23 protein-coding genes and 1 tRNA gene are annotated in these 20,318 nt (G+C 70.0%); 17 read left to right on the plus strand and 7 right to left on the minus strand.

Going from position 1 to position 20,318, the window contains the following annotated elements; all coding sequences use genetic code 11:
* Nucleotides 1-51 precede the first annotated feature (51 nt).
* The 6 genes from P3F85_RS15990 to P3F85_RS16015 all read left to right on the plus strand — a co-directional run bounded on the left by P3F85_RS15990 (nt 52) and on the right by P3F85_RS16015 (nt 3,109).
* On the plus strand, nt 52-867 hold the full coding sequence (locus P3F85_RS15990; RefSeq protein ID WP_374008835.1) for a shikimate 5-dehydrogenase: 816 nt from the start codon (nt 52-54) through the stop codon (nt 865-867).
* A gap of 99 nt (nt 868-966) precedes the next feature.
* Entirely contained in the window at nt 967-1,209 is a 243-nt protein-coding gene (locus P3F85_RS15995; RefSeq protein WP_374008836.1) for a DUF6458 family protein, read from the plus strand.
* Between the two features lie 22 nt (nt 1,210-1,231).
* Complete coding sequence (locus tag P3F85_RS16000) at nt 1,232-1,669, plus strand: MarR family winged helix-turn-helix transcriptional regulator (RefSeq protein ID WP_374008837.1); 438 nt, start codon at nt 1,232-1,234, stop codon at nt 1,667-1,669.
* 52 nt (nt 1,670-1,721) lie between these two features.
* Nucleotides 1,722-2,120, plus strand: coding sequence for a MerR family transcriptional regulator (locus P3F85_RS16005; RefSeq protein ID WP_374008838.1), 399 nt, complete (start codon nt 1,722-1,724; stop codon nt 2,118-2,120).
* 134 nt (nt 2,121-2,254) lie between these two features.
* Nucleotides 2,255-2,512 (plus strand): hypothetical protein, encoded by a 258-nt coding sequence (locus tag P3F85_RS16010; protein ID WP_374008839.1) that lies wholly within the window; start codon nt 2,255-2,257, stop codon nt 2,510-2,512.
* Nucleotides 2,513-2,551: 39 nt separating this feature from the next.
* Nucleotides 2,552-3,109 (plus strand): dihydrofolate reductase family protein, encoded by a 558-nt coding sequence (locus tag P3F85_RS16015; RefSeq protein ID WP_374008840.1) that lies wholly within the window; start codon nt 2,552-2,554, stop codon nt 3,107-3,109.
* A gap of 16 nt (nt 3,110-3,125) precedes the next feature.
* Here P3F85_RS16015 and P3F85_RS16020 read toward each other — a convergent pair whose 3' ends face one another.
* Nucleotides 3,126-4,058 (minus strand): hypothetical protein, encoded by a 933-nt coding sequence (locus P3F85_RS16020; RefSeq protein ID WP_374008841.1) that lies wholly within the window; start codon nt 4,056-4,058, stop codon nt 3,126-3,128.
* Between the two features lie 155 nt (nt 4,059-4,213).
* Here P3F85_RS16020 and P3F85_RS16025 point away from each other — a divergent pair, with 155 nt between their 5' ends.
* The 3 genes from P3F85_RS16025 to P3F85_RS16035 are packed head-to-tail and all read left to right on the plus strand — an operon-like array spanning nt 4,214 to nt 6,035.
* A complete protein-coding gene (locus tag P3F85_RS16025; protein WP_374008842.1) occupies nt 4,214-5,047 on the plus strand; it encodes a hypothetical protein in 834 nt (277 codons plus the stop codon).
* A complete protein-coding gene (locus tag P3F85_RS16030; RefSeq protein WP_374008843.1) occupies nt 5,044-5,463 on the plus strand; it encodes a phage holin family protein in 420 nt (139 codons plus the stop codon). Before P3F85_RS16025 ends, P3F85_RS16030 begins: the two co-directional genes overlap by 4 nt.
* The gene (locus P3F85_RS16035) at nt 5,460-6,035 is read left to right on the plus strand and encodes a DUF3618 domain-containing protein (protein WP_374008844.1); all 576 of its coding nucleotides are present in this window, start codon (nt 5,460-5,462) and stop codon (nt 6,033-6,035) included. The genes P3F85_RS16030 and P3F85_RS16035 overlap by 4 nt, the downstream gene beginning before the upstream one ends.
* 19 nt (nt 6,036-6,054) lie before the next feature.
* Here the strand turns inward: P3F85_RS16035 and P3F85_RS16040 are convergent, their stop codons facing one another.
* The 3 genes from P3F85_RS16040 to P3F85_RS16050 are packed head-to-tail and all read right to left on the minus strand — an operon-like array spanning nt 6,055 to nt 8,918.
* Entirely contained in the window at nt 6,055-7,371 is a 1,317-nt protein-coding gene (locus tag P3F85_RS16040) for a diguanylate cyclase domain-containing protein (protein WP_374008845.1), read from the minus strand.
* Nucleotides 7,372-7,422: 51 nt separating this feature from the next.
* Nucleotides 7,423-8,184 (minus strand): EAL domain-containing protein, encoded by a 762-nt coding sequence (locus tag P3F85_RS16045; protein WP_374008846.1) that lies wholly within the window; start codon nt 8,182-8,184, stop codon nt 7,423-7,425.
* Nucleotides 8,185-8,237: 53 nt separating this feature from the next.
* A complete protein-coding gene (locus P3F85_RS16050; RefSeq protein ID WP_374008847.1) occupies nt 8,238-8,918 on the minus strand; it encodes a hypothetical protein in 681 nt (226 codons plus the stop codon).
* Between the two features lie 132 nt (nt 8,919-9,050).
* Here P3F85_RS16050 and P3F85_RS16055 point away from each other — a divergent pair, with 132 nt between their 5' ends.
* The 5 genes from P3F85_RS16055 to P3F85_RS16075 are packed head-to-tail and all read left to right on the plus strand — an operon-like array spanning nt 9,051 to nt 13,633.
* Nucleotides 9,051-10,424, plus strand: coding sequence for a ferric reductase-like transmembrane domain-containing protein (locus P3F85_RS16055; protein ID WP_374008848.1), 1,374 nt, complete (start codon nt 9,051-9,053; stop codon nt 10,422-10,424).
* Nucleotides 10,421-10,957, plus strand: coding sequence for an FMN-binding protein (locus P3F85_RS16060; RefSeq protein WP_374008849.1), 537 nt, complete (start codon nt 10,421-10,423; stop codon nt 10,955-10,957). Before P3F85_RS16055 ends, P3F85_RS16060 begins: the two co-directional genes overlap by 4 nt.
* Nucleotides 10,954-11,706, plus strand: a complete 753-nt coding sequence (locus P3F85_RS16065) for an FAD:protein FMN transferase (RefSeq protein ID WP_374008850.1) — start codon at nt 10,954-10,956, stop codon at nt 11,704-11,706. Before P3F85_RS16060 ends, P3F85_RS16065 begins: the two co-directional genes overlap by 4 nt.
* A 47-nt stretch (nt 11,707-11,753) precedes the next feature.
* Nucleotides 11,754-12,422, plus strand: coding sequence for a response regulator transcription factor (locus P3F85_RS16070; RefSeq protein ID WP_374008851.1), 669 nt, complete (start codon nt 11,754-11,756; stop codon nt 12,420-12,422).
* Nucleotides 12,419-13,633: a sensor histidine kinase gene (locus P3F85_RS16075; protein WP_374008852.1), complete on the plus strand. Its 1,215-nt coding sequence runs from the start codon at nt 12,419-12,421 to the stop codon at nt 13,631-13,633. The genes P3F85_RS16070 and P3F85_RS16075 overlap by 4 nt, the downstream gene beginning before the upstream one ends.
* 21 nt (nt 13,634-13,654) lie before the next feature.
* On the opposite strand, the gene P3F85_RS16080 is transcribed toward P3F85_RS16075, so the two are convergent.
* Nucleotides 13,655-15,850 (minus strand): FUSC family protein, encoded by a 2,196-nt coding sequence (locus P3F85_RS16080; protein ID WP_374008853.1) that lies wholly within the window; start codon nt 15,848-15,850, stop codon nt 13,655-13,657.
* Nucleotides 15,851-16,061: 211 nt separating this feature from the next.
* Between P3F85_RS16080 and P3F85_RS16085 the strand changes: the two genes are divergently transcribed.
* Complete coding sequence (locus P3F85_RS16085) at nt 16,062-17,462, plus strand: DUF2252 domain-containing protein (protein ID WP_374008854.1); 1,401 nt, start codon at nt 16,062-16,064, stop codon at nt 17,460-17,462.
* A 157-nt stretch (nt 17,463-17,619) separates the two neighbouring features.
* Here P3F85_RS16085 and P3F85_RS16090 read toward each other — a convergent pair whose 3' ends face one another.
* Complete coding sequence (locus tag P3F85_RS16090; protein ID WP_374008855.1) at nt 17,620-18,666, minus strand: hypothetical protein; 1,047 nt, start codon at nt 18,664-18,666, stop codon at nt 17,620-17,622.
* Between the two features lie 89 nt (nt 18,667-18,755).
* Nucleotides 18,756-18,839: transfer RNA gene (locus P3F85_RS16095), tRNA-Leu, on the minus strand.
* A gap of 142 nt (nt 18,840-18,981) precedes the next feature.
* Between P3F85_RS16095 and P3F85_RS16100 the strand changes: the two genes are divergently transcribed.
* Both P3F85_RS16100 and P3F85_RS16105 read left to right on the plus strand, forming a co-directional pair.
* On the plus strand, nt 18,982-19,719 hold the full coding sequence (locus P3F85_RS16100) for an FhaA domain-containing protein (RefSeq protein ID WP_374008856.1): 738 nt from the start codon (nt 18,982-18,984) through the stop codon (nt 19,717-19,719).
* On the plus strand, nt 19,716-20,318 hold the full coding sequence (locus P3F85_RS16105; RefSeq protein ID WP_374008857.1) for an FHA domain-containing protein: 603 nt from the start codon (nt 19,716-19,718) through the stop codon (nt 20,316-20,318). The genes P3F85_RS16100 and P3F85_RS16105 overlap by 4 nt, the downstream gene beginning before the upstream one ends.

Below are 20,318 nucleotides of genomic sequence, written 5' to 3' on the forward strand. Positions count from 1 at the left end.
GTGATCGGGTGACAGCACGACGAACGCCCCTCCGGCTGGGATGATGAAGGCATGCCCATCCTGAACAAGGACATGCAGGTCTGCATCTCGCTGGCCGGCCGTCCCAGCAACATCGGCACCCGGTTCCACAACTTCTTGTACGACGAGCTCGGGCTGAACTTCGTCTACAAGGCGTTCACCACCGACGACCTCGAGGGTGCCGTACGCGGCATCCGTGCCCTCGGGATCCGCGGATGCTCGGTCTCCATGCCGTTCAAGGAGGCGATCATCCCCCTGGTCGACAATCTGGAGCCGTCCGCCGTCGCGATCGAGTCGGTCAACACGGTCGTCAACGAAGACGGCTTCCTGACGGCATCCAACACCGACTACGAGGCCGTGGCCCAGCTGCTTGCCGAGCACGAGGCCGACCCGGCGCAGCGCGTGCTGCTGCGCGGATCCGGCGGGATGGCGAAGGCCGTCGTCGCCGCCTTCCGCGGCGCCGGGTTCGACGACCTCACCGTCCTCGCACGCAACTCCGAGGCCGGGCCTGCCCTCGCCGAGCGCTACGACTACCGGTGGGTGGCCGAGGAGCCGGAGCCTGACTTCGACATGATCGTCAACGTCACACCGCTCGGGATGCGCGGCGACTCGGAGAAGGTCCTCGCGTTCAGCGAGCGCCATATCGAGCGTGCCTCCACCGTCTTCGATGTCGTGGCGTTCCCCTCCGAGACGCCGCTGATCATCGCGGCGCGGGCCGGCGGCACCGCGGTCATCTCGGGCGCCGAGGTGATCGCGCTGCAGGCGGCACGGCAGTTCGAGCGCTACACCGGAGTCGCCCTGACGCCGGAGCAGGTCGCGCGGGCATCGGAGTTCTCGCGCGCCGAGTGATCCGGCCGGTGGGGCGGCCGCACGGTGGTGCGCACACCCGCATCCGGAGAGTAGCGTGAGCGCACGCACGTGAGGGAGCGTGCGCTGAGGAGTGTACGTATGGGCATCGGAAGCGGCATCTTCATCTTCGTCGTCGGCCTCATCCTCGCCTTCGCGCTGCAGGTGCAGGTGAGCTGGATCGACCTCAAGACGACCGGATACATCCTGATGGGTGCCGGTCTCGTCGTGTTCGTGATCTCGCTGATCTTCGCTCTGCGCCGCCGCCCACGGACCTCCGTTCAGCGTGACGTCATCGACCCGGCGACGGGCGAGCGTGTACAGCGCCGGACAGATGAGTACTGACGCGCCCGCCTACAATGGCCGGGTGTCAGACGACGTCCTCGCGCTCGAGAACCAGGTGTGCTTCGGTCTCGCCGTCGCCGCCCGCAGTGTGATCGCTCTGTATCGTCCGGTGCTGGAACCGCTGTCCCTCACCCACCCGCAGTATCTGGTGATGCTGGCGCTGTGGGAGCAGGAGCCGCGTTCGGTCAAGAACCTGAGCGATGCGCTCGCCCTGGAACCCGCGACGTTGTCCCCGCTGCTGAAGCGGCTGGAGGCGACGGGCTACGTCGAGCGCCGGCGGAACGCGGCCGACGAACGCGCGCTCGAGGTGCGGCTGACCGAGCGTGGCCGTGCCCTCCGCGAGGAGGCGAAGACCATCCCTCCGCGCATCGTGGAACGGCTGGGTCTTCCGGCGTCGGACCTGGCGAACCTGCGCGAGAGCCTGCTCGCCATCATCGCCGCCGCCGGCCGCACCGACTGATGGACTGGAGCCTGACCCGGGGGCACGGTCTACTCTGACGTCGGAGGACGACATGCGTATCAGCGAACTGGCCGACCAGGCCGGCGTGACGGTCAAGGCCGTCCGTTACTACGAGCGGCTCGGCCTGGTCTCCCCCGCCCGGCTCGGCAACGGCTATCGCGAGTACGGCGACGACCACGTCCGCCTGGTCCGCGAGATCCGGGAGCTTGCCGCCACCGGCATCCCGCCCGGCAAGGCCCGGCCGTTCATCGACTGCCTCGGGTCCGGGCACGCGCACAGCGACGAGTGCCCGGCGTCCCGCGACGCCTACCGTGAAGGACTGGCCGAGCTGGATGCGACGATCGCCCAGCTGGAACGCAGGCGCGAACTGCTCACCCGACGTCTCAACGGAGCCGAGCACCGCATTCCGGAGGCAGCGCTCGGTTGCGGGTGCACCGTCCCGTCGGTCTGACGTCCGCCGGAGATCATCCCGTGGGATGACCCCCACCCGACCTCCGGTCGATGCCCGCGCGCGCTCGCGACGGTTGACTCGATGGTGTCGGCTTCGAGCATTGGGCTCGGGGCCCTGACCCGAGGGGGAGACCGATGACAGCACTGGGCCACGGACTGCGAACCGCACCGACGCCCGGGTTGCCGTCGGCACCGGCGCGGCGGCGGGCGCGGGGGCTGCTCGCCGCCGCCGCCGGGAACGCCTACCTGCGGTTCGCTGCGGCACTCCTGCTCGTCGCCGTCGGCCTCACGGTGCTCGCGTTCGGCATCGGGATGGTGCTCAACGTCACCGTGCCGCTCGTGTTCAGCGACGAGCTCCGCGCGATCAAGGCGCTCCTGCCGCAAGTCGGCTGACCGCTGGCCGCTGGCGCGCTGCGCCCCTAGAGTCTCGGCATGGGACGACTGATCTTCGCCGCGATCACCTCGGTCGACGGCTACACGGTGGATGCGTCCGGCTCGTTCGACTGGGCCGCCCCGGACGCCGAGGTCCACGCCTTCGTCAACGACCTCGAACGCGAGGTGGGCACGTACCTCTACGGACGGCGCATGTACGAGACGATGCGCGTCTGGCAGGACTTCCCCGGCGCGGAGGACGATCCGGTGACAGCCGACTACGCCGCGATCTGGCGCGACGCCGACAAAGTCGTGTACTCATCCAGCTTGACGGCTGTGTCGACGCCGCGGACGCGGGTCGAGCCGCGCTTCGACCCCGGGCAGGTGCGCGACCTCATCGCGAGCAGCGACCGGGACGTGTCGATCGGCGGTCCGACCGTCGCCGCGGCCGCCTTCGACGCGGGCCTGGTGGACGAGGTGCGGCTGATCGCGGTACCGGTCGCGGTCGGTGGAGGAACCCCCGCCTTCCCGCAGGGCCGGCGGCAGAACCTGGAGTTGCTCGACGAGCGACGGTTCGCCGGCGGAACCGTGGCGCTGCACTATGCCGTGACCCGCTGAGCCCACCCGCTGCACCTCAGGCGGCGTCCCACCACCGGAGCACCCGCAGCGCACGCAGCGTGATCCACTGACTCGGGAAACCCTCCATCTCGAACTCGACGATCACCGAACCCTCGTGCAGGTTCTCGAGCACCCAGCGCCCGTCGGCGTCCGCCTTGCCGCGCACCAGTTCGATCGCCTCCGCCAGCCGGGGATCCCGCCGGTCCTGCAGGCGGAAGTGCTCCAGGCCGCGGAGCACGTCGTGGTACCACCGCACCGGGTAGGACAGCATCGTCATGCGCGGGTCGGGGATGGAGCCGTCCGAGCGGCGACGGAACAGCCCGCGGTCGAGGAGGTACTCCTCACCCGCCGCAGCCACCTCGGCGACCCGCGGATCCGAGCCTCCCGCGCGCTCCCACGCCCTCAATCCCTCCACCGCGCAGATCGTCGAATGGTAGGAGGACACCCGCGCGCCGTACTCGGCCCAGCAATTCCAGCCGCCGTCGGACAACCGTGATTCGACCAGTGTCCGGGCGATGGGATCGCCGCCCTGGCCGAAGTACGCGGCGATCGTCAGCGTCACCCCATTGATGCACGGTTCGGTCTCGCCGTCGAAGTACGGTTCGCCGGCGTGCTCCCAGCGAACATTTTCGCGCACGCGTTCGACGGCCAGCTGCGCCTCCGGGCTCTCCGGATCGATGCCGAAGTCGACCAGCTGCTGCAGGGTGAAGTGCGTTGCGCTCCACGCATCGAAGCCGTCGCGCTCGGGGGGAATCCATCCCGGCCGGTAGGTTCCGCCGTCCCAGAGCCCGTCCTCCGCCTGCTCCGCCAGCAGGGTCGCTCCCCAGCCCTCGCGCGGAATCCTGGCCCGCTCGGCCGCGATCTGGTCGGGAGGCGCATCCCTCAGATCGGCAAGAACCTGCCAGCGGATCGCGGGGTCGGAATCGAGAAGCCAGTCGACGACATTCATGGCCGACACGGTAGACCAGGCCGCCGACACGGCACACCCACGCGTAGGGGTACCCCCCGACAGAGGGTGATGTCAATCGCTGTACCCGCTTCTCCACGGGTCTTCAGTAGGCCGCACATCCAACCGGACACATCCATCGAAAGGAAACGTCAGTCATGACCATGTCAGACGACCAGTCCGCGGACACACCGATCTTCGACAGCAGACGCGATGCGTTCGAGCCCGAAGCCGGCCTGCCCGAGACCGTGCTGCCGGACAGCACCACAGGGGCCACCGGGGGAACCGCAACAGGCGGAAGTAGCCAGGGCGGAGTCAAGGACGAAGCGGGCCGCGTCGCCGGGTCTGCCGCCGACGCCGGGAAGGCCGTCGCAGGAACCGCCAAGGAGCAGGTCCAGAACGTGGCCGCCGAGGCGAAGTTCCAGGCGAAGGACCTGTACCACCAGACCACGCGGGAGCTGCGCGACCAAGCGGCCCAGCAGCAGGAGCGGGTGGCCAGCGGCCTCCACTCCGTGGGCGACGAACTGCAGCAGATGGCCTCCTCCTCAGAGCAGGGCGGCCTCGCAACCGACCTGGTCCGCCAGGCTGCCGACCGGACGCACTCCATCGCCGGCTGGCTCGACCAGCGCGACCCGGGTTCGCTCCTCAACGAGGTGAAGTCGTATGCACGACGGAACCCCGGCACATTCATTGCGGCGGCCGCCATCGCCGGCGCACTCGCGGGTCGCCTGACCCGCGCGCTCGCCAGCGGCGGGGACGACTCGGGCAGCAGCTCCAGCAGCACTCCAGCCGCTGACACCGCCGTCAGCACCCCGAGCGCCAGCAGCGCCCCGAGCGCCAGCAGCACCCCGAGCTACACCGCGACCGGCACCACCGGAGTCGGCGGCACCGTCAGCGGAGCCGGAACCGGCATCGTCGACGACCCGTACGGCGACGACGTGAACGAGCTGCCCGAGCTTCCCGGAGCCGGCTACACCGGGGGCCGGCTATGACCGATCAGCCCACCACCCCGTCGGAGGAGCGCGCCGCGAACACCTCGCTCGGCGAACTGCTCGGGGAGGTCAGTCGTGACCTCTCCACCCTGATCCGCCAGGAGATGGAGCTCGCGAAGGCCGAGATCAAGCAGACCGTCACGCGCGCCGGTAAGGGCGCCGGACTGCTGGGCGGCGCGGGTTACGCGGGCCTCATGGCCGTGTTCTTCCTGTCGGTCGCCCTCTGGTGGGCGCTCGGCTACCTGGTCGGCAACGCCTGGTCCGCGGTGATCGTCGCCATCATCTGGGGCGTCGTCGCACTGATCCTGTACCTGCGCGGTCGCAAGCAGCTCGAGACCGTCAAGGGTGCCCCCCAGACCGTGGAGACGGTCAAAGAATTCCCCGAAACACTGAAGCGAAACGAGGAGAACCGATGAGCGACGACCCCGACGCGATCCGCGCCGAAATCGAGGCCACGCGCCGCAACCTGAGCGGCGACGTCGATGCACTGGCCGACAAGGTCACGCCCAGCAAGATCGCCGAGCGTCAGACCCGCAAGGTCAAGGGCGCCTTCCACTCGCTTAGCGAGCGGGTGATGGGATCGGCCGACGACCTCTCCAGCTCTGCGGGTGGAGCGGTGTCGGATGCCGGCTCCGCCGTCGCCGACGCCGGCCGAACCGTCGTGAACAAGGCACAGGGCAACCCGCTCGCGGTGGGCCTCATCGCCTTCGGCGTCGGCGCGCTCGTCGCCTCCCTCATTCCGGCTAGCAACAAGGAGAAGGAGCTCGCGGCATCCGCGAAGGATGCAGCTCAGCCCCTTCTGCAGGAGGCTGCCGACGCCGGCAAGCAGATCGCCGGCAACCTGAAGGAGCCGGCCCAGGAGGCGGTCCAGTCGGTGAAGGAGACAGCACAGGAGGGGGTCGACACCGTCAAGGCGGAGGCCGCCGACCGTGCCGGTGACGTGGCCGATGACGCCAGGGAGTCGGGTCAGCGACTCCAGTCCCAATAGCTGAGCGCCAGGGCCGCCGTCAGGCGGCCGTGCCGACCACGCGATTGCCACCGGCGTTCTTCGCCGAGTACATCGCGTGGTCGGCTTCGCGGATGAGCCGGTCGGGGTTCCAGCCCGGGTCCTCGGTTCGTGCGAGCGACATGCCGATGCTCGCGCTGATCGGGAACCCCGGCGGAAGATCCTGGAAAGGCTTTTCGATCGAGCGGCGGATGCGGTCAGCGACATCCGCTGCCGCCGCCGGCTCGGGCACCTCGCACACGACGACGAATTCGTCTCCGCCGTAGCGGGCCACGAGATCGTCGGCGCGCACAGCGACCTGGAGACGCTCGCCGACTTCGCGGAGCAGGAGATCGCCGACGTGGTGTCCGAGGCTGTCGTTCACCCGCTTGAAGCCGTCGAGGTCGATGAACAGCGTCGCCACCAGCGCCGGGTTCGCGACGCCGTACTCCAGGAGCTGATTCTCCAGGCGCCGCCGGTTCGGCAGGCCGGTCGTCTCGTCGTGCATGGCAGCGTGCTCGAGCTTTCGCTGCAGCCGCAAGGTGGTGATCGCCTGCGCGGCCTGACCGGCGAGCGCGTCGGCCAGCGGGGCGGCCTCGGAGTCGAACTGGCGCGGGTGGAGGAAGAACGCGACGAAGACGCCGTAGAGAACGTCGTCGTGCTGGATGGGCGCGGCGAGCACCGCATCCACCCCCGCAGCACGCATGGCATCGCCGAGAACGGGAGTCACCGCGTCGGCGGCGTCGCTGCCGCTGACCGTGAGCACGTGGTGGAGGCCGACGGCACGGGTCACCAGTGCGCCACCCTCTGTCACTGACTGCAATGGGTTGGTCCCTGACGCGTGCACGAAGGAGCCGAGCTCGTCGAGCAGGAAGACACCGGCCTGTTCCGCCTGATATGCCTGGGTCACCGTCGTGGCCAGGATGTCCACCAACTCCTGCTCGGTGGTGGCGGCGGAGAAGGCGATCGACGAGTCGATGATGAGTTGGAGCCGCTTCCGCGTGCGCTCCTGGAGCACTTGCGACCGCATCAGCGCCTGCTCGTGCTCGGCTCGCTCGGTGGCATCGACGAGCGCGAGCCGCCGCCCGCCGTCGATCTCGCGCGAGTCGACCAGGACGGCGCGCGACGTGCCGTCGACGTTCACCAGTCGCACGAGTCCGTCCGATCGGCCGCCGATCGCCGGTATCCGCTGACGCAGGGAGGCGAAGGGCCGCCCGCTCAACTCTGCACGGCTGAGCCCGGTCCACTCTTCGAAGAGATGGTTGGCGTCGACGACGAGGCCGTCGGAATCCAACTCGACGAGGGCGCAGGGCAGGTCGTCCGCTTCGCTGGGGCGCACCGCTCGTCTCCTTCAGGTCTGGGCCGCCTACGGGCGGCTGACGGGTCAAATTTAGCGCACGAACGAACGCATCCACTCTTCGAAATCGTCTGGGGGGCTCGGGCGGGCGATGAAGTAGCCCTGGGCACGATCGCAGCCGGCCGATTTCGCCCGCTCCAGTTGCTCCTGGGTCTCGATCCCCTCGGCGACGACGCGCATCCCGCCCTTCTTGGCGAGCGCGACCGCCTCGCCTACGCCGTCCCAGTCACCCGCGGCGATGAGGCTGCGGTCGATCTTCAGCTCCCGGGCGTGGACGGCCGCTGCACGCTCGATCGAAGAATGCCCGGACCCGAAGTCGTCGATGGACACGGTGACCCCCCACTGCTGGATGACTTCCAGCCGCCCGACGACCGTCCCGTAATCGGTGATCCGTTCAGCCTCGGTGACCTCGACGATGAGGTCGGCAGGGGGAAGGCCGGTCTCCGAGAGCTGGCGCTCCAGTTCGTCGAAGAAGAGGTCGGTCTCCAGCTGCAGCGGCGAGACGTTGACCGCGACCGAGAGGTCGAAGCCGCGCGTCCGCCAGTCCCGTCCGATGCGGCAGCACTCCCGCAGCACGAACAACCCCAATTCATGGATGAGGCCGCTCGCCTCGGCGAGCGCCACGAATTCGTCCGGCGGGATGACGCCGAGAGTCGGGTGCGTCCAGCGGGCCAGTCCCTCGACGCCGACGATGTCCGCGGTTTCCAGATCCACCTGCGGTTGAACGTGCACCTCGAGTTGGTGCTCGGAGATCGCTCGGGAGAGCTCCCGCACATCCACGCCTGACGTCGTCACGGCACCACCCTTTTCAGCTGTCTCCGCGATACTCCCCGGGCGTACGGCGTCTGTCAACGGGGTCGGAAATCCTCGCGGGGGAATTCGGCATCGAAATCGCCGGTCGGATCCTCCTGCCGCAGCGTCGCTCCGATGCTCGGACCGGAGCCGACCGGCGAGAAGGCGACGCGGTCGCCCCGGGTGCTCGACTGGTACGTCTTCATGCGCCCGTCCACCGGCAGGTCAATCTCGGCCGGAGGATGCCCGTCAGCGAACGGCACCGCACGCTGAGTGGTCGTGCCGTCCTCCTCCACGAACTCCGCCAGACGGAAGGTCAGTGCGCCGCGATCGAACGAGACCCGGACGAGGAGGTACGTGCGCAGGGCGTCGTCGTCCAGCCCTGCGAGCTCGGTCACCAGCGCACCCAGCTCGGGCGTGGTCCCGAGCCGCGCGGCGGCGTCGCGCAAGTCCGCCGCCCACGCGCGGACGTGCGGCGCGAGGTCGTCGATCGCCTGCTCGTACGATCGCGGTGAGGTGCCCTGGAGGCCGTACTCGCCCCACTCGGCGACGTACCGATCACGCTCGTCGTCGTGCTCGACCGCGACCGCCACCCGGGGCGACGCGGCTCGGGATGCCCGCCACGCGGCGAACTCGTCGTCCGAGAAGAGCGCGCGCAACTGCCGCACCGCATCCTCGTCGTCCGGTCCCGCCGCCCAGGCGAGGATCGCCCGCTCGAAGAACGCATTGTCGTCCACTGTCGTCTCCCTTTGACGTCCCCAGCATCGCAGGCCTGGCCGACGGCCGTGAAGAGGAACCCATACGTTCCCCATAGGCGGCTCCCAGCCCACGTAAGAATCCACCAAGAATGCGGCTGCATCGTGGATGACATGGGACAGACAGCGAGCATGACGGTGCCGGTGCGGCGCGTCCGGGTCCGCGCCGGCCACCCGCACTCAGGTTCGCGCGTCGTGCGGGCGGCTCTCGCGCTCGGAGTCGTCGGCGTGCTCGCGATGTGGTGGCTCAGCGTCCCCGCAGGCTTCGGCGCGACACCCGCGAACGCCCTGACCTCTCTGGGCGAGCTCAGCGGAATGGTCGGCGGTTTCCTCATCTGCGTTCAGGTGCTCCTCATCGCCCGCGTCCCGTGGTTCGAGAACGCCGTCGGCTTGGACAAGCTGGTCTCCTGGCACCGCTCGCTCGGCGCTTCCGTCCTCTTCCTGATCGTGGTGCACGTGCTGTTCCTCGTCTTCGGTGGCGAACTCGCCGACAAGAATCCGCCCTGGGACGAATTCGTCTCGATCCTCCAGTCGTACCCCGACATGATCACCGCTCTCGTCGGCACCATCGCGTTCCTCGCGGTCGGGATCAGCAGTGCGCGACTCATCCGCGCCAAGCTGTCCTACGAGGTCTGGTACTGGTTGCACCTGACGACCTACGTGTCGATCTTCCTGACCTTCCTCCACCAGCTCAGCGGGGGTGCGCACTTCGTCGCCGACCCGTGGAACCGGGTGATCTGGATCACCCTCTACCTGGGAACCGCCGCGGCCGTGCTGACCTGGCGACTCATCCTGCCGACCCTCGATGCCTGGCGGGGACGGATGCGCGTGGTCACCGTGGTGCCGGAAGGCGAGGGCCTGAACAGCGTGTGGCTCACGGGCCCGCGGGTCGACCGGATGGGAGTGAAGGCCGGCAACTTCCTGCTCTTCCGCTTCCTCGCCTGGGGTCACCTGGGCACCGCGCACCCCTACTCGGTCTCTGCCGTCCCGGCGAACGGGTACCTACGTATCACCGTCGGTGCCCTCGGAGACCACTCCAGCCGCCTGCCGTCGCTCCGGCCCGGCTCGCTGGTCTTCGCCGACGGACCGTTCGGCCGCTTCACCGCCGACCGCGCCAGCCGCCCGCGCGTGCTCCTGGTTGCCGGCGGCGCGGGCATCGGGCCGATCCGCGCACTGGCCGAGGATCTCGTCCGCCGCGGCGCGCAGCCCGTCGTGCTCTATCGAGCCCGCTCCGCGCGGCACCTGGCGCTGCTGGGCGAGCTGCAGAACATGCCGGGGGTGACCGTGATCCCGTTGGTCGGCCGCCGAGCCGAACTGGGTTACGACCCGCTCGCCGCGGAGTCGCTGCGCCACCTCATCCCGGACCTGCACGACTGGGAGGCCTTCATCTGCGGCCCGGAAGGGATGGGCGAGCGCGTCGAAGCCTCCCTTCGTGCGCTCCGGATGCCCAAACGCTTCATCCACCGAGAAGAACTGAGCATGTCATGAACAGCAGATCCTGGCGGGGAACCGTCCTCTTCACCGTCATCCTGGTCACGATGGGCGCGACGGTCGGCCTGAAACTGTACGGAAGCGCGAGCGAGGTCTCGGCAGCCTCCACGTCCGTCCACTCGACGGCGACCAACGGAACGACCGGGACGAGCGGGACGACGGACTCGGCTGCAGGCACAGGCTCGTCGAGCGCCGGCTCGACCACCACCGCGACACCGACGCCGTCCTCATCCGCCTCGGCCCCCGCCGCCGCGCCCGCCACGACCACCGTGACCGGTTCGGCCATCGACACGCGGTATGGCGCGGTGCAGGTGAAGGTCACCTTCTCGGGCACCACGATCACTGCGATCGACACCGTCCAGTACCCGAACCGCAGCGGCCGCGATGTCGAGATCAACGACCAGGCGCTGCCGATCCTGCAGCAGGAGGCACTCGCCTCCCAGTCCGCGAACATCGACACGGTCTCGGGGGCGACGTACACGTCCGAGGGCTACATCCAGTCGCTCCAGTCGGCGATCGACCAGCGATGAGGTTCCTCGAGACCGTCATGGGCATCCCGATGTCGATCGACATCCGGGACGAAGTGGATGCTGCACCCGCCGCCGAACGCGCCTTTTCGGTGCTCCGCGAGGCCGACCAGCGCTTCAGCCGCTATCTTCCCGACAGCGAGGTGAGCCGGGCCAACGCGTCAGGCGGTCGCGGCATCGAACACAGCGCCGACTTCCGGGAGGTGGTCGCGATCGGCGAGGCCGCTGCTCGCTCTTCGGGGGGCGCCTTCCGCATCCGCTGCGCCGACGGCACCTGGGATCTGGACGGTGTGGTGAAGGGATGGGCGGCCGCGCGCGCTGCCGTCGTGCTGACGTCGGCCGGCCTGCGTGACTTCTGCCTCAACGCCGGGGGTGATGTCGCGGTCTCGGGCAGCCCCGGCGAAGGCCGGCCCTGGAGCGTCGGTATCCGCTCCCCGAATGATCCCGAAGCGATGCTGGCCGTCCTGGCCGTCACGGACGGCGCCGTCGCGACCTCCGGGGCATACGAGCGGGGCGAGCACATCGTCGACGGCCGCGACGGCTCCACCCCCCGCTCGCTGCTGAGCGCCACGGTCGTCGCGGACGACCTGACCACGGCCGACGTGCTGGCGACCGCGGTCTTCGCGCTGGGAGCGGACGGCATCCCCTGGGCCCTGGCGTCGGGCGCACGCGGGGTCCTGGCTCTCGACGCTTCCGGCCGGCTCCTCGGCGGGGGGCGGCTGGCGTTCGCGCAACCGGCGCCCGCCGCATGAGCGCGCTGCCCGGGGACCCGGTGGGAGCCGGCTCCTATACTGCGGAGGTGAGCGAAAAGCCGCGCGTCCTGATCGCCGAGGACGACAGCCGGCTCGCCGGCATGCTCGACACCCTCCTCCGTTCGGAGGGGTTCGAGGTCGAGCTGGCCCGTGACGGTCAGCGTGCCCTCCACCTCGGCCTCACCGGCGGTTACGACGTCGTGGTGCTCGACCGCGGCCTGCCTGCGATCGAGGGCCTGGATGTGCTGCGCCGGCTGCGCGACAGCGGCGTCACCACACCCATCCTCGTGCTGTCCGCGCTCGGAACCGCCCCCGACCGGGTCGACGGGCTGAATGCGGGCGCCGAGGACTACCTGGCGAAACCGTTCGACATCGACGAACTGGTGGCCCGGGTGCGGGCCCTGACCCGCCGGGCGGCCTCGGTCGTCCCGACGGTTCGCTTCCCGGGCGGACGGCTCGATACGGGCAGCCGGACGGTGACGCTCGACGATGGCGGCAGGACGGTCCTGTCCGAGCGGGAGTCCGCACTCCTGGAACTCCTCGCCCGGCGGCCCGGCCTGGTGTTCTCGCGCGCTGTCCTCCTCGAGGAGGTGTTCGCCGCCGCCGACGATCCGGGAGTGGTCGACACGTACGTGCATCACCTGCGTCGCAAGTTCGGCCGGTCGCTCATCGAGACCGTCCGGGGAGTCGGCTACCGCCTGGGGTCGCTCTCGTGAGCCACGGCGACGAGCGGGAACTGCGCTCGGCCTCCCTTCGGCTGGCGGCCCAATTCGCGCTCATCATCGTGGGCCTGTTCATCGCGCTGGGCGTCGTCGTGTACACCGTGGTCTCCGCCGGACAGGCGGAGGCGGCCAAACGGGCTCTCGCAGATGCGTCGATGGTCGACTCGGTGCACGACGCGCCCCGCAACCTCCTCGTGACCGTCGTCGACCCGCACGGCCGGGAGGAGTCTCCCGGCATGCCCGCCGGGCTCCCCGATGAGGACGCCCTGGATCAGGTCACGGAGCACGGCGGCTCGGTCTCCGGCGTCGTGGAGGCCGGAGGGCAGCGCTACCTCACCGTGACGGATGTGCGCCGCGGCAAGGTGGTCCAGGTCGCCTACGGACTGGGCGAGCAGCAGGAGGAACTGAGCCGGCTGGTCATCGCGCTCGTGGCCTCGGGGCTCATCGCGACGATCGCCGCGGCGGCGATCGGCCTGGTGCTCGCCCGCCGGTCGATCCGGCCACTCGCCGACGCGCTCGCCCTGCAGCGCCGGTTCGTGGCGGACGCGGGACACGAGCTCCGGACGCCGCTGACCCTCCTGAGCACGCGCGCCCAGCTGCTCCGCCGTCGCGTCAGCTCCGGCGCGGTCGGGGCGACGGACGAGGAGGTCCGCTCCGGTCTCGACGAGATCGTCGACGACAGCCGCGCGCTCACGGAGATCGTGCAGGACCTGCTGACCGCTGCCGACCCCCGGCAGACCGCCGAAGCGGAGGGGGTCGATCTCGGCGAGCTGACCGGTGCGGTCGTCCGGTCGGCGGAGGGCCGCGCCGCGGAGCGCGGCCTGCGGATCGATCTGCGGGCCCCGTCCGGCGCGCTGGTCACGGGCGCCCCGGTCTCCCTGCGCAGGATGGTCGTCGCCCTGCTCGACAACGCGCTCGACCATGCCCGGAGTGTCGTGCGGCTCACGGTGGCCACCTCCCGTGACCGCGTCATCCTGACCGTCGACGACGACGGCCCCGGCTTCTCGGCGGGTGTCGACGCGCGTGCGTTCGAGCGCTTCGCCACCGCCCGGGATGCGCAACCCGGCGACGAACGCGCCCGTCACTACGGGCTCGGGCTCGCCCTGGTCTCGGAGGTGGTGGGGCGTCACTCCGGGACGGTGGATGCGGCCAACCGTCCCGAAGGAGGCGCGGTGGTCACCGTCCGGCTCCCCCGGCGCGCATGAACGACGCCCTCCCGGGCCGGTTCAGCGGGAAACGTCGTCCCGGAGCACCTGCACCGGCGCGACGATGACGGTCTCCAGCCGGCTGACCACCACCAGGTAGTCGGCCGTCCAGATGATGCGGACGGCGGTCGCCACGTCGTGCATGTCGGTGGATGCGCCCTGGCGCTCGAGCACCGCTCCCGCAAGGCGGCTCACCATCGTCGGATCCGACGGCACCGGCTCGGGCAGGGGACCGGACGCGACGAGCTGTGCGGCCAGCTCCCGGTACCAGCTCTCGAGTGCGTCGAGCGCTGCCGTGAGTGCCTCACGCGCCTCGGCCGTGTGGAAGTCGACCGGCGGCTGCCCCTGCCACAGTTCCGCGACCGCGTCGCTCGCCTGTCGCACCCCCGCGACCCCGGTCACGGACGCAGAGACCTCGGCGAGCGGACGATGCTTGGCCCCGCGCTCCGCCAGGTAGGTGCGGAAGGCGTCGTCGAGCCGGCGGGACGCGGCGGCCGCGCGCGTCTCCTGCGCCCGCAGTTGCGCACCGTAGGACGCCTCCGCGTCGCGCTCCCCCACGCCGTAGGTGACCGCCGCCTGGAGGTAGCTGACGCTCTCGCGGTACGCATCCGAGAGCGCCCGGCGCAGCGAGGTCGCCGCACCCCTCGGCCAGAACAGCGCGCCCACCACCAGGCTGACGGCGCAACCGAGGGCGATGTCCTCGATCCGGATCAGCCCGACCGTCCATCCTGTCGGCGCGATGATGTTGAAGAGGAGGACGAGCACGACGGTGAAGGCCGCCTGCCCCGCGGCGAACGAGATGACGGCCGGTGCCGCGCCGGCGATGAGGACGGCCACCGGCAGCACGATCCACAGGACCACCGGGTTCGCTCCGATGACGAAGAGGACGGCGGCGCCGAGCACGACACCGACCACGGTCCCGAGCACGCCGCGCAGCACCGTCTGCCCGGTGCTGAGGGCGTTCGACCTGAGCACCGAGAGCGTTCCGAGGACCACCCAGAACGAATGCTCGACTCCGGTGAGGTTGGCGAGCAGAACGGCCAGCCCGAGGGCGATCGCCCCGCGGATGCTGTTGCGGAGCCACACCGAGTTCCAGCCGACGTAGCCGCTCGCGCGTTCCGCCGCAGCCGCCACGGGTCCGCTCAGGCCGCCCGGCTGCCGGCCGAGCACCCGCTGCCCCCACGAGCGGCGTTCCGCGCGAGCGGTCAGCGAGATGTTGGTTCCGACCGTCGCGATGGCGTACGAGAGTTCTTGCGCGCGGAAGCCCGGATCCAGCGTCGTGGTCAGGTCCGCGATGACGGTCTCCCCTGCATCCGGAGTGATCGGCTGGGTCAGCATCGCCACCTCGACGTCCGCGCGGGCGTTCGCGAGACGCTGCAGCGCAGCATCCAGAGCGGAGGTGTCGCCGCCGTGCTGCGCCAGCACGAGCGCGCCCTCGTCGAGCACGTCGGCCCCGGCGCTCTTCACCGTCCAGGCGGCCGCGTGGGTCGGAGAGGACACAACGGAGGGCTTCGTCGCGTACCGCTCGAACTGGGCCATCACCGAATCGAGCCAGGTCAGTTCGTCGACCAGGCGGACGATCGTGCGCGCCGGCGTGCTCAATCCCGTCGGCCGGTTCGGTGCCGCGAGGAACGCCTCGTGCAGTGCCGTCACGTCGGCCGTCGCCTCGGCGATGGTGCGGTCGCGCTCGGCCAGGAGGCCGGGATCCGTGTCGCCGCGCAGATACGCGGTGTCGGATCGCAGCCGGGCGGCGAGCGCGCGGATCGCGTCGATCGCGGGTCGGCGCAGGGGCTCGCGCGCGGGCGCCGGCCACAGAACCGTCACCGCGACGATGCTGACGACCGCCGCGATCCCCCAGCCGAGCAGCCGTGGCCCGATGGATGCGACGGTCCCCGGAAGCGTGACCGGAAGGATGAACGCCAACAGCAGCGACGTGCTGGCAGACGCACTCACCGAGCTGACCGACCCGGCGAACAGCACGAGCAGCGCGACGACCGCCATCGCCACCGCCGACAGCCAGACCGGATGCGACGCGAGTGTTCCGAGACAGATGAGCACGGCACCCACCACGGCCACCGTCGCGAGCGCCTGCACCCGCTCACGCAGCGGGCCGCCGAAGTCGACGAACAGCAGCATCGCGAACGACCCGAACGCCGAGAAGATGGCCACGTCCGGGTTCCGGATGACACCGCTGGCCAGGGCGAACAGCAGGGGCATGACGATCGCCGTGCGACCCGCCCGTCGGAGCGCGCCGTACCCCGGATCGTGCCTGCTCAACCACTGCCCAACCCGCACGCGGCCTCCCATTCACGCACACCCTAGCCGCCCCTCTTCACGGCGGGGACAGCATCTTCACGGCGACCCGACACGCCGGCCGATTGTCGGCCTACGCTGGTGCCACGCACAGCCTCGGAAAGAGGAGCAGCCGATGAACGTCGAAGAGCGCCATCTCCGTCTCGATCACGACGCCATCCACAGCGCCGCCGACCTCTACCAGGCCGGCAAGGACGCCCGGTCTGCTCTCCCGCGAAGCCGCCAGGGCGAGTACCTGCCGGCAGCGGATCGCGACCCCGTCGGCGTCCTGAAGCGGCAGCACCTGCACCGGGTCGCAGAGCTCATCCCGCTTCGGCTCGAGCGGATGACCGCGAACCCGTTCGCGTTCTACCGCGGGTCGGCAGCGATCCAGGCGGCCGATCTCGCGGGCGAGCCGCGGACCGGCATCGACGTGACGATCTGCGGTGACGCTCACATCGCCAACTTCGGAATCTTCGCCTCGCCCGAGCGCAGTCTCGTCTTCGATCTCAATGACTTCGACGAGTCGGCCTACGGGCCGTGGGAGTGGGACGTGAAGCGCTTCGTCGTGAGCGTCGTGCTGGCGGCCCGCCAGCGCGGGTTCCGCGAGGCGAAGGTCAGAGTCGTCGCGCTCGAGGCCGCCTCCGCCTACCGCGTCGGCATCCGGCAGATGGTGCGGCTCGGCGTCCTGGAGCGGTATTACATCCGCGCCGACGTGAGAAGTGTCCGGCGCGCCCTCAGCTCTCAGCAGGTCCTCGACCGTGCGATCGAAGCGGCGTCCCGAAGGACGTCCGATCGAGTCGTACGCAAGATCACACAACGCGGGGAGGATGGCGCCGTGACCATCATCGAGAACCCGCCGCGGCAGGCCCATGTGCCCGAGACGACCGAGCAGAACGTGCTCGGGATCCTTCGCGCCTACCTCAGCACTGTTCCGACGGACATCGCGGTCCTGCTGTCGCAGTACGTGGCGACGGATGCGGCGCGCCGCGTCGTCGGCGTCGGCAGCGTGGGAACGCGCTGCTACATCATCGTCCTCACCGGGCCGGCGGGAGAGCCGCTGGTGCTGCAGGTGAAGGAGGCGAACGAGTCCGTCGCAGTCGAGTTCGGCGGCGCCCCGGCGAGACGCTCGCCCATGCTCGACGCCCACCCCCACGCCGACGAGCACGGCCACCGCGTCGTCGGTAACCAGCGGGTGCTGCAGGCAGTCAGCGATCCGTTCCTGGGACACGCGACGACGGACGGGCATGCGTTCTACATCCGGCAGTTCCGCGACCACAACGTCTCGATCGACACGGAAACGCTCGACTTCCGCCCGTTCGCCGATTACGTCGACGCATGCGGCACCGTGCTCGCTCGCGCCCACGCGCAGTCTCCCGACGCGCCGTTCATAGCGGGGTACCTCGGAAACGGCACGACGTTCGATGCCGCCATGGTGAAGTGGGCCTTCGACTACGCCGAGCAGGCCCGCTCGGATTACCTCACGGTCCGCCAGGCGGTCGCGGACGGGACGTTCTCCACAGCGGTCGCGAATTGAGGCGCGACCTTATTGAGCTCGGCCGGGAGATCAGCTCACGGAGCGGATGTATGACGGACCGCTTCCCCGCGTTCGCCGACGGAAGACAGTGGCAGGCACCCGCTCGAGCGAGCCAGCGAGAGTCTCCAACGCCGGGCCGCGACGAGCGGGGAGGCCGTCACTCCTCCGCCGACAGGAGCCCCTCGTACACGGCCTTCCTGAGCACTTCTGCGCGCAGGATCGCCTCCACCGCATCGGAGCCGGCCGCCGTCGAAGCGGCCGACACGGCATCCCGAACCGGCCGGGTCGCGCCGACAGCGACCGCCTGAGGGTGCACGTACGACTGGCGGGCGACCGTGAGGGTGTCACCGAGGAGCTGCGCCGCCGCGTGGAACGGCGCCAGGTCGTCCCGGATCCGCTTCCCCGCGACCTCGAAGCGGGCACCGCCCGCCACCGCCGCGGCTGCGACCGTCGCGCCCCACGTGCGGAACGTCTTCGCGCTGGAGGCTGCGCCCGAGTGCGTGTGGATGTACGAGTTGACCGTGACGCTGTCGATCCGTCGCGGCGACGGCAGCTCCGCCGTGGAGAACAGCGCGGCGTCGTCATCCTCGTCGCGCTCCAGCCGACGGCGGATCACCCGGGAGACCAGCGCATCCCGCACCGTCACGTGGTGCGAGATGTGCTCCTTCCCGACGAAGTCGAAGACGAGGGCATCGCCGTCGATACGCACGTGCTTACGGGCGAGCGTGGTCAGACCGAACGTGTGATTGTCGCGTGCGTAGCGCGTCGACCCCACCCGGAACAGCCCCTGATCGAGCAGGCGCACTGCTGCCGCGGTGAGCGGGAGGGCGGGCCCGGTCACCCCGTCCTCCGGCAGGAGGTCGGCGTCCACTTGCTCGCGCAGCTGCGGAAGCGTCTGCGCGAAGTCCATCAGCGAGCCGAACTTATGCCCTGCGGCCCGGGCGACCGCCTCAGGTGAGTAGCGATATTGCGTGCGGCCCCGTGCATCCACCCCGGTGGCCTGCAGTGCAGCGTCGCCGGTGGACGCCGCCCACACATGCGTCCATGCCGGCGGAATGCGGAGAGCTGCGAGCCGCGCCAAGGTGGCCGCGTCACGCACCTCGTCGCCCTGATCGTCGACCCACACGGCGGGCCGCGCGCTCAACCGGTGGAGGCCGGATGGGCGCACCACATGCCGCGCTGTCGGGTGGACGCCGGATTCCATACGGCTCACTCTGCACGATCTGCGGACATCCGGCACGGCCTACGGAAAAAGGCCGGACGACTTTCGTCGATCCGACCTTTTTTCGTTCGTGCGCGAGGGGGGACTTGAACCCCCACGCCCTTGCGGGCACTGGCACCTGAAGCCAGCGCGTCTGCCAATTCCGCCACTCGCGCGAACCCAGGAACTCTAACACGGCGCTCGGACGCATCACCAATCGCGGCATCCTCCGGACGGCTGATCTTCACCGGATAGCCAGTGGGTTTCCCAGGGTTCCGACTAACATGCATGTAGTCATCGGACCGGGAGCGGGAGACTGTGGGCATTCTGGACAACTTCGAGCGAGGGCTCGAGCGCGCGGTCAATGGCGCGTTCGCGAAGACCTTCCGCTCCGGGCTCCAGCCGGTCGAGCTCTCCAGCGGCCTGCGCAAGGAGATGGACACGAAGGCGGCCGTCGTCGCGCGGGATCGCGTCCTGGCGCCCAACCGGTTCGTGCTGCGCATGGCCCACGACGACTACGAGCGGATGCGCGCGATGGGCGCCGCTCTCACCGACGAGCTCGTCGACTTCGTGCAGAAGCACGCGGCAGCACAGCACTACCAGTTCGCCGGCGGCATCTCGATCGACCTCGAAGAGGACACCGACCTGAGCGTCGGGATGCTGCAGGTCGATTCCGAGAACGTCAAGGGCGATGTCGCCTGGACCCCTGTGCTCGACGTCGACGGCCGGCACTACCCGCTGGCCCACTCGCGCACCGTGGTCGGCCGTGGCGCCGAGGCCGACATCACCGTGGACGACACCGGCATCTCCCGCAAGCACGTTCTGATCACCTGGGACGGACACCGCGCCCAGGTCGAAGACCTCGGTTCCACGAACGGCACGAAACTCAACGGCCAGCCGCTGAAGAAGGCCATCCTCGAACCGGAGTCGGTCATCACCCTCGGGCGCACGCGCATCGTGTTCCGCGTGCTGCCGCAGGCGGCCGCCGCGCCGCGGGGGCGAGTGGATGACGCCACGCGCCGCCACGATGCCGGCGGCTTCTGGAGCCCCACGTGAACCCCAGCGAGCTGACCCTGCTGGTGCTGCGGTTCGGCTTCCTCCTCCTGCTCTGGCTGTTCGTCTTCGGGATCGTGTACGCGCTGCGCACCGACCTGTTCGGCCAGCGCGTCCGCAAGCTGCCGGAATCGCAGGCGGCGAGCGCCCCTTCTCCCTTCCCCGCCTCCCCCGCGGCGAGCGCCCCCGCTCCCGTTCCCGCCGGAGTCGCACCCGCAGGCTCGACCGAGCCGGTGATGAAGCCCGCACCGGTCTCGTCGCTGCCCTCCGGCGCCAATCGAGCCGGCGGACACACGAACGCGAGCGTGCAGACCGCCCGTCGTCTCGTCATCACCTCCGGGCAACGCGCCGGCACCGAACTGCCGCTCGGCCGCGATCCGATCACCATCGGCCGCTCCAGCGAGTCGAACCTCGTCATCCGCGACGACTACACCTCCACCCACCACGCCCGCCTGCTCCTCTGGAACGACGAGTGGATGATCCAGGATCTCGACTCCACGAACGGCACGTTCCTCGACGGCCGCCGCGTGACGGTCCCGACCCAGGTCCCGCTCGACACGCCGATCAAGATCGGCACGACCACGTTCGAGCTGCGGCGGTAA

The organism is Leifsonia sp. T36S-04, from assembly GCF_042465655.1.
Lineage (GTDB): Bacteria > Actinomycetota > Actinomycetes > Actinomycetales > Microbacteriaceae > Leifsonia.